Annotated in this window: 9 protein-coding genes; 2 read left to right on the forward strand and 7 right to left on the reverse strand. The window is 45.9% G+C overall.

Translation table 11 applies throughout. The annotated features are described in order from the left end of the window. Positions 1 to 21: 21 nt before the first annotated feature. From GC097_RS27455 to GC097_RS27485, 7 genes are all read right to left on the reverse strand, one after another. Entirely contained in the window at positions 22 to 1,629 is a 1,608-nt protein-coding gene (locus tag GC097_RS27455; protein ID WP_171686479.1) for a DUF3502 domain-containing protein, read from the reverse strand. Positions 1,630 to 1,671: 42 nt separating this feature from the next. Then, the gene (locus GC097_RS27460; RefSeq protein WP_171686480.1) at positions 1,672 to 2,580 is read right to left on the reverse strand and encodes a carbohydrate ABC transporter permease; all 909 of its coding nucleotides are present in this window, start codon (positions 2,578 to 2,580) and stop codon (positions 1,672 to 1,674) included. A gap of 47 nt (positions 2,581 to 2,627) precedes the next feature. Beyond that, positions 2,628 to 3,557 (reverse strand): ABC transporter permease, encoded by a 930-nt coding sequence (locus GC097_RS27465; protein WP_376768431.1) that lies wholly within the window; start codon positions 3,555 to 3,557, stop codon positions 2,628 to 2,630. A gap of 63 nt (positions 3,558 to 3,620) precedes the next feature. After that, the gene (locus GC097_RS27470; RefSeq protein ID WP_171686482.1) at positions 3,621 to 6,407 is read right to left on the reverse strand and encodes a beta-galactosidase; all 2,787 of its coding nucleotides are present in this window, start codon (positions 6,405 to 6,407) and stop codon (positions 3,621 to 3,623) included. Between the two features lie 270 nt (positions 6,408 to 6,677). Further along, positions 6,678 to 8,210, reverse strand: coding sequence for a response regulator (locus tag GC097_RS27475; RefSeq protein WP_171686483.1), 1,533 nt, complete (start codon positions 8,208 to 8,210; stop codon positions 6,678 to 6,680). Between the two features lie 4 nt (positions 8,211 to 8,214). Further along, on the reverse strand, positions 8,215 to 10,023 hold the full coding sequence (locus GC097_RS35085; protein WP_171686484.1) for a sensor histidine kinase: 1,809 nt from the start codon (positions 10,021 to 10,023) through the stop codon (positions 8,215 to 8,217). 20 nt (positions 10,024 to 10,043) lie between these two features. Continuing rightward, positions 10,044 to 11,339 carry an ABC transporter substrate-binding protein gene (locus GC097_RS27485; RefSeq protein WP_171686485.1) on the reverse strand — a complete coding sequence of 432 codons (1,296 nt, stop codon included), beginning with the start codon at positions 11,337 to 11,339 and terminating at the stop codon, positions 10,044 to 10,046. A gap of 172 nt (positions 11,340 to 11,511) precedes the next feature. On the opposite strand from GC097_RS27485, the gene GC097_RS27490 reads away from it, so the two are divergent. Further along, a complete protein-coding gene (locus tag GC097_RS27490; protein WP_246294479.1) occupies positions 11,512 to 13,014 on the forward strand; it encodes a spore germination protein in 1,503 nt (500 codons plus the stop codon). Between the two features lie 13 nt (positions 13,015 to 13,027). After that, complete coding sequence (locus GC097_RS27495; RefSeq protein ID WP_171686487.1) at positions 13,028 to 14,230, forward strand: Ger(x)C family spore germination protein; 1,203 nt, start codon at positions 13,028 to 13,030, stop codon at positions 14,228 to 14,230. The last annotated feature ends 191 nt before the right edge of the window (positions 14,231 to 14,421 follow it).

A 14,421-nucleotide genomic window follows, 5' to 3' on the forward strand; every position in this document is an offset into this window, starting at 1 on the left:
GAAACAGACCTTCGACCTCTTCTATTTACTGCTCTCTACGGTTGTTTTGAAAGCATCCAGCTGCTTCTGCACTTCCGCCTGCAGCTTATCGTACCCGGCCGCTTTTAGCTTCGTACGGAAATCATTCACTGCCTTCTCCGGGTCACCGGCTTTGCCGTATAGAATGGCAGGCGCCATTTGACCTACAATTTGTGTAATAGCCGTCAGCTCATTGGATACAGCAGCCTTGTCGAAAACAAAACGGCCGTATGGAAATGGCTTTTTGATCTTGTCATAGGAGGCGTATAGGGCTCCCTTGCCCACCCAATCCGTACCGTCAGGGATTTCATTTTTGTCTGTACGTCCACCCCAGAAATTGCTGTAGAAATCGTCTCGTTGTACATCATAGCCATCCGGACGGAAACGTTTGCCATCTTTCATGACATATTGAACCCCTTCAAGGCCATAGTTCATCAAATGATACACTTCAGGATCCTGGCGAATGAGTTCATACACCATCAGAGCGCGTTCCGGATGTTTGCTTTTCGCACCGATAGAAGTTCCTCCATGCGTAATGGACATGGAAACGAGATTGTTGCGCGTAGCGGAAAAAGGGAAAAATTGAAGATCGGAACCAGGCTGCAGCTTATCCATCTTGATACGCTCTCCAAGGAACGTTTGCGTATGATGCTGATCCACGGAGGATTTGCCCGCTTCAAGCTCGGCACGGTTATCTCCCTTATAGTTCAGCACATCCTCACGCCAGAAGCCTTTATCGCCCCAATCTTTCATTAGTTTAGCAAAATCAACGAAAGTGCTATCGAAAATAGGACTGTAGGCTGTATATTTCTGATCGTACGATTTGCCGTAAATCAGATTGAATAAGCCTGTATTGACAGGAAGTTCAATCGCATCGGTGTAGGAATTAATGTAGCCTCCGATATTACCGGCAGCGGTTCCATTCGCATCCCAAGGAACGACGCCTGGCTTCTTATCTTTAACGCCTTGGAAGTATTTGCCCATCGTTTCCCAATCTTTAATGGGTGTTGTTATGCCGAATTCCTTGGCCCAATCGCCACGGTACAAGAATCCATGGTTCACCCACTGCGTATAATGATCTTCCGGAATGAGCATAATTTGATTCTTGTATTTTGTCTCTGCCCAGTTCTCAGGCGGTACTTCATTCCATGTTAACGGCGCGTAGGTCGGAAGCAGCTTATCGAGAGGCATGAAAGCGCCTTTTTGTGCATTTTGCCATGTATCCAGCCAATCCGTTGCAACGGTAATTAGATCCACAGGCTCCCCGGAAGCGAGCAGCAAATTATATTTGGTTTGCCAATCCGCCCACTCCACCCACTTGATCTCCAATTTGGCATTTGCCTTTTGCTTCAAAATGGCATTAACCTTTTCCATCACTTTTTCAAATTGACCGTTTTTCGGTTTGTCACCCAGCATGACGTATGAAATGGTTTGAAATTCCGATGTATCCATTTTACTGGGTGAAGCACTTGCTCCCGTAGCGGTTGCGGTTGTTGCAGTAGTGCCGGCCTGGCTTGTTGTCGTGTTCGAAGATGACGTGCATGCGGTTAGACTGAAAGCAAGTGTTGCTGTTAAGGCTACGCCAAGCGTTTTCTTCTTTCTATTATCCATACGAAAATGCCTCCCCATTAATATGTTGGTATATGCTTTGCGTCAGCCTTTCACTGCGCCAACGGTAATACCCTTGATGAAATATTTCTGAACCATCGGAAAAAATAGAATAACAGGTCCTGTTGCAACGACCGCAGTTGCCATTTTCATGGACTCTAGCGGCATATCTCTGGGCTGAACATTCGATGAGACAGAGGAGTTTTTAATAAAATCAGCACTGGTCACGACGTTATAGAGGAACAATTGCAGCGGTCTATATTTTAAATCCGGTGAAAGGAACAACATGGCATTGTACCATTCATTCCAATAACCAAGTGCAATAAACAGGCCGATTGTAGCTAAGGCCGGTGTTGTCATCGGCAAGATGAGCTTGGTGAAAATTTTGAAGTCTCCAGCCCCATCCATTTTGGCTGATTCCGTGATCGCATGCGGGATCGAGGTGACGAAGCTTTTCATCATAATGATCAGAAACGGGCTCATCAATCCCGGCAGAAGCACCGCCAAATAGTTATCCTTCAGGTGCAACCACTGTGTCATGATCAAATAAAAGGGAACAACTCCGCCTTGGAACAACGTTGTAAAGTAGATGAAGAAAGAAATGCGATTTCGATACGGAAAATCAGGGCGCTGCAAGGAATATCCGGTCATAGCGACGATAAATAATCCGATTGTCGTTCCGACCAAGGTAATTCCCATCGTTACCCCATAGGAGCCGATGATCAATCCCGGATTCTCGAAAACAATTTTATAAGCAAATGTACTGAACTCCTTGGGCCACAGATTATAGCCATGCAGCGTAATCGATTTCTCTGCGGTGAATGAGGTGCCTAGAACGAGCAGGAATGGAAGTAGACAGCATAGAGCGAATAAACCAATAAACCCATAACCAAATACGCGGATGGCCACCGAAGAAAAATCAGTTCCCCTTTGCCGTGCGATGACTTGCTCCACTGTTTGTACCCCCTAAGCTACTAATTTGTCTGGCTTGCGCGCTTGATTTAGAACAAAGAATTCTCAGGCGAAGTCTTTTTAACGAGCCAGTTAGCCGTGATGACGATGAAGAATCCAAAGACAGACTGATACAAGCTGACAGCGCTTCCTAACGAGAAATTAAAATTGTTCATTAATGAACGGAACACGAAAGTCTCAATAATGTCCGTTGCATCGAATAAGGCTGTATTGTTGGCCCCAACCAAGTTATAAAATAATCCAAAATTCCCTCTGAGAATACCGCCTAAAGAGAACAGCAGCAAAATAATAAAAGTAGGCTTCAACCAAGGCAGCACGATATAGCGAATACGCTGAAGTGCGTTGGCACCGTCAATCTCGGCTGCTTCTACAATCTCCGAATCCAATCCCATAATGGCGGCGAAGTAGACGATGGACCCATACCCGGTAGACTGCCACAGATAAGTAATGACAATAATGAATGGCCAAATACCGGGGTTTGAGTATGTCTTCACCGGGTCCCAACCGATGGATTTAAGGATGCCATTCAGCAAACCGTAATCATAGCTGAGAATGTTGTAGGCAATCAGGCCCACCAGAACGAAGGAGATGAAAAAGGGTAAAAACATGAGCGATTGCGCAATTTTCTTGAACCATTTTTTTCGAAGTTCATTCAGCAAAATGGCGATACTAATCTGCAGCGTATTTCCAATAAGGATAAACGCAAGATTATAGGCAATCGTATTAAAGGTGAGCTTCCATAATGCCCCTGAGGTGACCAGAAAGTTAAAATTATCAAATCCCACGAACTGACTTCCAAACAACCCGCTGCTATAGTTGTAGTTGATAAATGCAAGGTACAGCCCCGGCATCGGTAGATACGACATAACCAAGAAAAATAATATAGCAGGCACACACATAAACAGTAAGGTGCGGTGTGACCAAAATCTGCGCAACCCGTTTGAGCGCTTTTTGATCATCATACGCTCCTCTTCTAAGCTGCTTGAGGTGATGGCAGTTCTCATGCGTACGCTCCTTTCCATCTAATTGGCGGTTACAGGTACAAAACGAAGTGGCTCTAACAAAGCATCCCCAACCGCCGATACCGCTTCTAACAAAATAACGATCTCGTTGCCCTCATCTTCATTGCGGAACCAGGGCCCGGGCACATAGACGGAATCATCACTGCCTCCACGGAAAACCGGCCTATTAGCACCGCCTTGCGTCCATAGACGCCCAATCAAATGACCGTTAAAAAAGATCGTCAGCTTCAAATCCTTGCCTTTCGCGCAGATTCTCCAGCCTAGCCCTTGATTATCGTCCTTTAACTCGCCGTATAACCATGAGACTGTCCCCGGCTTGAGTAATAAGGGAACTTCAACCGCATGTGCAGCTAATTTAGACTTATCGGCATGCCGCAGCAGACCTGCCTCCTGACATGCGCTCAACGTCCATTCTTTGGCTGCTACCCCTTCATAGAGGGAAACTTGCCCGCCTAGAGAACCGTACGTTTTATCCAAAAATAACGTTATTGTAGCTGTTTCTCCGGCCTTCACATACGGGGTTAAATCCATATAGGGATTCAACGGATTCAGTTGTCCGAGTGCCTGGCCGTTTACATAAGCATAGGCATGAGTGAAATTCCCCACAGTATGCAGCATCCATGTATCCGCTTCTTCTGTCAGCCTCACCTGTTTTCGGTAGCATTGATGAGCAGGCTGCTCTGTGGATAACCATCCGCCAATGCTTACAATCGGCCAATGCTGGTGATTAACGTCTGCAGCTGCGTAATCTTCCTTATCCTCTCCCGGACTCATTCGTTGGTATCTCCAATTTTGATTTAAATCCTGTACTGAAATAATGCCTGCAATCCCCTTTAGTCCTTTAAGGCTGTTTAGATGCAAAGCCGGCAAATTCGTATCATGGAAATTCGTGTGTCCCCATATCTCCACTCTAGCTGTCAGTGACTCACGGAATGGAGTCTCAGTTGGGATTGGCACATAGTCGCTGGTTCCGCCGGGCGTTAACGTACCTAGAAAGGAATCACCGCTATACAAGGAAATGACATCGCTCGCCTGCTGCAGCATATAACCCAGATAATTGCTTTCCTTCGGTCGCTTGAGCTGTGCTGTATACCAAGCAAAACCGCGATATATCCCATTTTTCTCTAAAAAGTCGGCTGAGTCACCGAGCGCTATTTCCTCAGATCCCAGGGAAACGACCGGATTAACAAGGCTTTGAGCCCATGTAATAGGGAGATCGGCGCTTTCTGTTATTCGTTCCGGATAAGCACCTGTTTGCAGATTGCCGATCTCATCGATATTTTCTAAGAGCAAGGCATGTGTACGATTCAATCCTATAATTTCAATGACATGATGCTCAGACACATGAATCCTTGCCCTGGCTTCTTTCTCAGAGGATCGATAAGAGACGATCACTTGACCGGCAGCTTCCTCATGCACCTGCATATCTCCGCCTTCCAATCGCACCTCCGTATCAAATGTAAAACAGAGCTCTCCTTCGCCATCGGTATGAAACACCAACAATGTTCGGTTGGCAAGCTGCTTGACTGCGAAAAGCTCAGCCGTCGCATACGCCAGAGTACCGCTCGCTGGAATGTCCCAAGTTTGCAGTGGTATCTGCACTGGCAGGGCCGGACAGTGTCCGCCGGCTGCGATAAGGGCTGTATAGCGCGGAATCCTTTCATCCGAGCATTGAATGTATGCGTCTTCATTTGTATCTGACACATTTGTTAGAAACAAAAGTTCCCCGCCCTGCTTTAAAGCTAATCTATGGGGGCCTGTTAAACTCTCAACCGGCGTTGCTTCGGCCAAGGAACGGCCAAAGGTTTGAATCAGCCGGGCCAGCAGTTTGCCTTCGTAGGCTTCCTCTCGAAGATGTCCTTCCGGAGTCAGCATGCCATTGAAATCGTAATCCGATGTGAGGAAAGAAAGGGGATTGCCCCAATTATTGGCCGCATTCGTAAACCCGAAATTTGTGCCTGAAGCTTGCAGATAAGGTCCGAGCATCTTCGCTCCGGCAGACAGCAATCTGCGAAGCAGAAAGTGCGAACGATTCGTTTCTGTGACAAGCAAGGGATACCCGTACCGGGCTAACTTTTCCCTATACCAGAGCACCTTCTCTTCAAAGAACGGATCACGGTCATTTGGATAAAAGTTGCACGTTGGCACCACATCTTCAGAGAACCCTGAAGCCTCCTGCAATCCCCCTTGACCTGCACATGCCAGCAGAGGTACAGAAATGCCATGCTGGACGGCCATATCCCGTAAAGCGGATATATAGCCCTTAGGATCAGCGCAAGGATAGAAATCCAGCTCATTCTCCAGCTGAACGGCAATGACCGTCCCCCCTTGTCCATTCTCATAGTTGCGAATAATGGGCAGAATCTGACCATACCATCTAGCCACATGCTGCAGATAATGAGGGTCGTTCTCTCTGATATGGAGGTCATCTTTGACAAATAAATAGGCAGGCAGTGCGCCGCCGTCCCATTCGGAACAAATGTAAGGTCCCGGCCTGGCAATCACCCAAAGACCGGCATCTGATGCCTCCTTCAGGAACTGCGCAGCATCTTTTTCCCCTGAGAAATCCCATACGCCCTCTTGAGTCTCATGGTGGTTCCAAGGAAAGTAGACGTCAATCGCGTTATAGCCCACACTTTTCACCTTAAGCAGCCGCTCTTTCCACACGCCCTGCGGGAGTCGAAAGTAAAATAAGGAGGCGCAAAGTATGATTTGCGAATTCCCGTTTATTCTCAGTGCTTCCGGTGAGAGATGGATGACAGCTTTATTATTTTTGGATGGTTGCACTCGTTGCCCTCCTTCGAATCCAATCTTTCGTTATGAAACCCATTTCATTAGCTGGAGCTCTATAATTGTTATCAGTGAAGTTAGTATAAAATATTAATTAAGCGCTTTCATTAAAGGAAACATGCAAATTTATAATAAAACGATGATATTTTCAGACGATCGGCATAAAAAAAAGCTGTGAATTCTATCTGAATTCACAGCTTTTTTCCTTCAATAATTCACAGATTTCTTGTACATTTCACAGAGCTTTTCGGCAACAAAGCCGCTGCATTAATTTTCACATCTGAATTCTTTCACCGTCTTCCCTTCGATTTCTTTAAATACTTTGCAGAAGTAAGAAGTTTCTTGAAACCCTGTTTTTGCTGCAACCTCATACACTTTTAAAGAAGGATCACGAAGCAGCAGCTTGGCTTTGCGGATCCGACAACGGTTCATATATTCAACAATTCGCATGCCTGTCTCATTTTTAAATAAATTGGATAAGTAATTGCTGCTGAGATGGAGAACGTAAGCCATCTTCGCAACCGTGATATCTTCGGCATAATGCTCTTCCATGTAAGCAATTGCCGCTTGAATCTCTTTCCTAATCTGGGCATTTTCAGAACGGTTTCCGATCAACGATCGGGTCAAGTCCAACAGAGAAATTTTCACTTCATCCAAGAGCGGAAGGGCTTCAATGGTTTGGCTCAGCTGTTTAAGCGAATTTTCCACACGCTCAGAAAACATATTTTTTTCCAATGCGGTGGTTTTTATCAACAGGATAACCTCCATAAGAAGTGATCTTAATTCCGCAAGAGGCCGTTTTCTTTCTCGCAGAGATTGAAAAAAGAAGTCTATCTGAGCTTCGACATCCGTCCAAACGCCCTTTTTCATAGCTGCGGCCAGCGCTTGTATCGCGAGATTGTTCTTAGCCGGCTCAACCTCCATGACGCTTGTACTAGCATAGCTATAAATTTTCCCAGCACCTTCGTATACGGATTGTTCCAATGCTGACTTTGCCTGCTGATACAAGGCGGACCAGTCTTTTAATGCATAGCCGATGGAGCTAATGCCTGCCGTTACCGTATCGTTTTGTTTTACCGCAAGCGAAGCATGGCGAAGTGCTTCCTCTTTGCATTTACGCTCGCTCTTTTCATAAGGACAAGAAATGATTACCGCGTTTCTCCGGTTCTTGATAGGGATGACCATTGTGATCAGCTCTTGCTGCGGCTCCTCCGTGGCCTTAGGAAGGATATTCGGCAGCTCGCCCTCCATGACAACAACCGCAGTAGGTCCATTCTGGAATGGAAAATGAACCGCAGATGCTTGGCTCTCCATTTCTCCAGCCGTTTGCCATTCCCCAAGCAGCAGCTTGCGACCCACTAGCAGCTGCATCTCACGCAAATTCGCATCTCGGTAATCGGCTTGCTTCTGCCGCTCGTAATCCTCTAAAATTTTGACATTCATAAGCTGCAATAGCTGCTGAAGGGTATCCGGCTCCAGGTCATGCTTTAATAAATAATCTTCAGCGCCAAGTTTCAAGGCTTCCTTCACATAACGGAAATCATCGAAAGAGCTTAGAGCTACGATTTTGATGCTCGAATCCCACTGTTTCACATGCTGAATTAAATCTATCCCATTCATTTCCGGCATAGAAATATCGGTAACAATTAAATCAACACGCTGCTCCTGCAACAGCTGAAGGGCATGCACGCCATTTAGCGCTTCACTCACAATTTGGAACCCATAATCCTCCCAACGGAGAATCGATTTAATGGCATACCGGTAAATGGCATTGTCCTCAACGATCATAGCGTTCAACATATTCTTACCTCCTCTGACGGTACGTCTTGTGTGGTATGCATATCATTGCTTTCGTGCCAACGCCAAGCGTACTCTCATAACTAAGCCCGAATTGCTGACCATAATAGAGTTGAACACGTTCATTCACATTATGAATTCCGATACTTGTCACGCCAGGCACCCTTTCCTCTTTGGCAACGGTATTTAACAAATCGGCTGTTCGCTTCTCCGACATGCCAACTCCGTTGTCCTCGACAACCAGGTACAGCCGGTTCTCCGCCTGCTTGGCTGAAACGCAAATTCGTCCATTTCCTTTCGACATTTCAATGCCGTGAAGAATAGCATTCTCCACCAAAGGCTGCAAAATAAAATAAGGCACCTCGCACCCAAGAAGCTGCTCGTCAACCTCGTATTCAACCTGGAAAGCTTCCCCGTACCCGATCTTCTGAATGTAAATATAGTTTTTCAATTGCACAATTTCCTGCTCAAGACTATGGAACTCCCCGACTCGCCGGACGGAAGACTTCAAAAGATCAATAACAGCGGTAACCATTCGTTCAATCTCCGGCTGCTGTTTCAAACGGGCATACCATTTTACAGTTCCTAGTGTGTTGTATAAGAAATGCGGGTTAATCTGGCTCATTAAAACAGTGAATTCCGCCTGCTGCTTGGCAATCTGCTCTTTATACACCGTATTGATCAACTCATTGATTCTGGAAAGCATGAAATTAAAACGAACGGTGAGACTGCCAATCTCATCCTTCCCCAGCGGCTCAATTCGGACGTCAAAGTTGCCCTCCTCCACCTTTCTCATGGTTTGCTCCAGCGTTTTGATATTGCGGGTTGACGAATTGGAGAGCAAGGCGGCAATACCTGTGGAAATCAGAACCGCCAGCAGCGAAACTAGCAGGATGACTAAAATTAATACGCGCGTATCCGACAGCAAAGCTGACATAGGAATAAAGCATAAGATCCGCCATCCAAGCTTTGGGGTTCGCTCTTGCACGAATAAATAGCTCCCTGTCCCTGCATGCTCTACCATGGCCATGGATGAATCTTGTTCACTAAGGACAATGCCCGAGCTTTTTTTAATAAGATTCGCTGTATCGGGATCGCTGCCGCCAGCTAACAGCTCGTTGAAAGGGCTAAGAATAGCCACATTGTTTTGCTTAATTATCGAACTCCCGCTTCCTAACGAAAGGAAATAATTAGAATCAATGCAAAATACGATCGTACCTAAACTGCGGTCAATTTGATTCAAATCTGTGAAATCTCTAACGAGCAATACTTCATTTTGCTTTCGGATTGGAGGGGACCAGCCCGTATTCTGTCCATGATCGTTTAAATAAGAGGATCCCATCTCGGTTATGGCTTTTACAGCATCAGAATTCAAAGTATGATCCAGTCCGTTCTTATTTTCCCACCAATACACTTGCCCTTTTCCGGTTTGAATCATAATGGCATTCATATAGGGATTACCGTTCCCGTATTGCGCAAGCAAAAATTCCATGCGACTGCGAAATGCTGGATAATTATCGCTTGTAACCTGCTCCCCTTGCTCGGCAACAATTTGCCTGATATTATTGTCGCTTAACACATAAACCGATGAATTGAATACCTCCTTGGCCTTGCTCTCAATATTATCCGATACTTGATGAATAACTTGCATGGACAGGTCTCTTGTATTCGACTCAATATATGTAGTGGAAGCATAGATCGCAGCTCCGCCTATTGCCACCGAAATGAATAAAATGATGATCATATTTGATAGAAATATTTTCGTACGGATGCGATAATCTTTAATCTGTTTTTGACGCCAAAATGGAACTGCCACTCTGCACCGCTCCTTGCCATCTATCCTTTGTATGGTTTGCGAAAACGATCGAAGGCTTGATCAAGCTCTTGAATGCATGACTCCAGGTTGTGGTTGCGATCGAGTACAAATTTTGTTAACGCATTCACAAACACCTTCTGCAAATCCTGATTAACGAAATCCGTCGGCAAACTGGACCAATCATACGTTTTGCCCTTCTGAATATAGGTTTCATCCAAATCTACATAGGTGGGATCAAAGTCGGTGGGTAATCCCTTAATGACAGACAATGCCTTTTTATTGTTCTGGAAAACAATACCCATTTCTTTGGAAGCAAATAGGTTTAGCAGTTGCAAAGCGACTTCTCTGTTGGGGGATTTCGGATTGACGACAATGCCGCCTGTTGATTTTAAACCGAACTTGGCATCTTGAGGATCATTCGAGTAAGGGAATGCGAACAAGCCCAGATTGCTGGCAGGATTTTTCGACTTTACCCCGTCAACCGTCCATGTTCCGTTAATAATCATTCCCGCTTTCCCCTCAGCCAGTAAGAACTGCGCTTGATTCCAATCCGTTTCAAATGGTTTTGACACATATTTCAAGCGTTCTCCAAATCGTTTCAGTATAGCTTTAAAATGAATACGATCTTCAGCAAATGTGGTTCGTCCTGCTTCAATTTCAGAAAACCAATTTACATTCTCTGCATGCTGATTGGCTAACAGATCGGCCGCTATGTCCCAAACGATTGTCCAGCTATCCTTATAACCCGCGGCGATAGGCGTTATGCCAACATTGCGAAGCGCTTCACAGGCTTCTATAAACTGTTCCCATGTTTTCGGCGGATCTTGTATACCGGCTTTCGCGAAAGCCTCTTTATTGTAAATAACACCCGCCCCATTGACATCGATCGGCAGCGCCCAAATTCGTCCATCGGCTAATTTCACGCCATTCAAATATCGCTCGTCAATCTGAGAAAGGAAGGGCTGGCCGGTCAAATCCATGGCGTAGCCGGTTCTGATTAAGTCCTCTGCGGATTCCAAGTTATCAATCATATAGATATCAGGCATATTATTGGAAATGGCCTTTGTACGAAGCAAACTCATGTAGTTGCCACCATCTACCCCCGTAAGTGTGACCATATACATCGGATTCTTTTGGGTAAATTGCTGTGTTCCCATTTCCAGCCATTTACGCGCGCCTTCCTCATCAAAATGATGAATCCAGGTAAGGGTCTGTTCTGTCGGGTGTTTCTTCGCGACCGAAGTCACACCCCCCTGCTGACAGGCAGCCAAGAGCACAGACATAGCCATTCCAAGTGCGATAAAACGCAGCTGCATTCCTTCCCCGCCTTTCTGTGATACCGCTTACATTAATGCTGTTTGCCTTTTATTTTACTATAAGATCTTCGTAAAGCAACGGTGCGTTTCAAACAATGCATAAATTTGGAATTTATATCAATACTATGCTCAAACAGATCTTGCCCGAATAGCGCTAATGCAGGAGGCTTTCATGAAACATGACGAGAACGGATTGGACATGGAGTTGGCCGATAGTCTGACAGATAACTTGCTGGAGATCACACAAGAACTGGGAAACAGCAGCGACATTGCCATCCGGGAAATCCAGATTGATCTCGGCGATCATCGTTCCATCGAAGGAGCGATTGTCTATATGGCTGGCATCTCGAACTTGTACTCGATGATCGACACCCTGCTCGCCTGCTGCAAGAACGGCGCACAACAACACTTGAATCCCGAAGAGCTGCTAGGCTATTTGGAGAATGTTGTGGTCTCCTCGGGCACAGTAGAGCATATTGACACTCTGGACGATCTTTTTGAGTCGCTATTGTCCGGTGAAAGTATTCTGCTGCTTGACGGATGCAAGCGGGCATTAGCGATTGGAACCAAGGAGCTTATCGGGCGCCAGGTCGAAGAACCCAATGTACAATCAGTTGTCCGCGGCCCCCGGGAAGGCTTTACAGAGGTTCTGCAATGGAATACAGCCATGCTCCGCCGTAAAATCAAAGACCGCAATCTCTGGATGGAAACGATGAGCATTGGCAGAGTGACCAAAACGGAAGTCGTAGTGGCCTACGTTAAGAACATTGTGTCCGAAGAAGTGCTCGAAGAAGTAAAAACCAGACTGTCCCTCATTGATATAGACGCCATCTTGGAGAGCAACTACATTGAGGAGCTGATTGAAGATAAACAGAACACACCCTTTTCAACTGTTTTCAACACAGAGCGCCCGGATGTCATTGCAGCCGGTTTATTGGAAGGACGCGTTGCCATTCTTGTAGACGGAACGCCGTTTGCCCTGCTTGTTCCGGCATTGTTCACCCAATTTTTCCAATCCAGCGAGGACTATTACCAGCCGGCGAATTTCTCCTCCTTAATCCGTCTGCTTCGCGTATTGTCTTTTGGATTGGCACTATTAACCCCTTCTTTTTACATTGCGGTGACAACTTTTCATCAGGAAATGCTGCCGACTACGCTGCTCTATAATTTAGCAAGCCAGCGCGAGGGCGTTCCTTTCCCGGCCTTTGTCGAAGCGATTATGATGGAGATTACGTTCGAAATATTGCGTGAAGCCAGTGTGCGTATGCCTAGAACCGTTGGTCAGTCCATTTCTATTGTGGGCACGCTTGTGATTGGTCAAGCTGCCGTGGAAGCAGGTCTCGTAAGTGCCGCGATGGTTATCGTCGTATCGATCACAGCGATGTCCAACTTTGTTCTGCCCGCCTTTAACCTCGGCATCACGATTCGCATCATCCGGTTTTTGCTTATGATACTGGCTGCCACATTTGGTCTTTTTGGCATTTTTGTAGGGATCATCGCATTGGTCGTCCATTTGTGCGGGATTTCCTCATTTGGCGTTCCCTATATGTCGCCTTTTGCTCCGTTCCATTTATCAGATCAGAAAGATACGCTGGTCCGCTTTACTTTTCCGAATATGATTACTCGCCCCAAGGTCTTCCGTCAAAAAAATCTCGTTCGTCAGAAGCGCAGATGAGGAGGCTCATCCTTTGAATCGTGCCATATCCGCCGGTTTATGCTTATTTACGTTCCTTTGCTTATTAACGGGTTGTTGGAGCAGCCATGAATTGAATAGTATAAGCATCGTCGTAGGAATGGGGATTGATAAAGTCGGAGAGCGCTATAAAGTTACGATCCAAATCGTCAATCCAAGTCAAGTATCCGTCAAAAAAGCAAGCTCCAGCAACGGGAACGCCGTTGTCGCCTATGAAGAAACCGGCATGACGGTTCCTGAAGCCTTATCTCGCATGAGTGTGAAAGCATCCCGGTTTTTGCACTACTCCCATCTGCGGATGGTTGTATTCGGTGAGGATGCGGCTCGCGCAGGCATTAGCAAACCGCTGGATTTCTTGTCCCGCAATATGGATATGCGAACTGACTTTTATTTCATCGTCGCCAAGCAGGCCAAAGCTTCCGATGTTTTAAACCTTATTAGCGTATTGGATCCGATTCCCGCCAACAACATGTATACAATGCTTGAAACTTCCGATAAATATTGGTCTGCAACGGGAAGCATGAATCTTAACCGTCTGCTTCAGGAAGTAGGAACTCCGGGCAAGAGTCCCGCCATGACCGGGATCGAAATTATAGGCAATAAAAATATCGGGAAGCAGTCGGCCAATACAAAATATGTGAAACCACCTGCCCTGTTTAAATATTCAGGCATGGCTGTTTTCAATATGGACCGATTTGTTGGCTGGTTGGATGAGAACGATACGAAAGCTTTAAATTATGTGCAAAATTCAGTTTCACAAAGCACAGGGTATATTCCATGTCCGGGATCTCAAGGGAACATTACGCTGCAGGCGATTCGTTCCAACAGCGTCATCCACCCGCACCTTGTCAATGGAGCTCCCGAATTCGACGTCAATATCGGAATTGACGGTGATATTGCCGATGTCGAATGCACAATCGACCTTTCTCAAGCCTCGGTGGTCGACGAGATCGAACAGTTGAACAACAGCAAATTGGAAACGATCATTGAGCAATCCATCGCGAAAATACAGAAAAATTTCGGTGCGGATATTTATGGTTTTGGAAAAACATTCCATAAAAAATACCCCCAATCCTGGCATCAAATCAAGAATTGGAACGAGGTTTTTCAATCGGTTAAAGTACGTGTTCATGTAAAATTCACCATTCGACGGATAGGAACGATCATGCAGCCTATTGAAAAAATAACGACAGAATAAGGTGCAACTTATGCTGCTCTTAATTGGGGTAGTTCTCACACTCATCTGGACGGTATGGAAAGAAATCCATCCATTGTGGAAGGAGGACAAGCGCAAAGAAGCTTGGATATTGGCTATTTCTACACTATGCATCAGTGTGCTTGGCATCGCAAAAAGCTTGAACGCCTCTTTACCTAATCCGTTGGTTATGT

Source organism: Paenibacillus planticolens (assembly GCF_013141725.1).
In the GTDB taxonomy this organism is placed as follows: domain Bacteria; phylum Bacillota; class Bacilli; order Paenibacillales; family NBRC-103111; genus Paenibacillus_E; species Paenibacillus_E planticolens.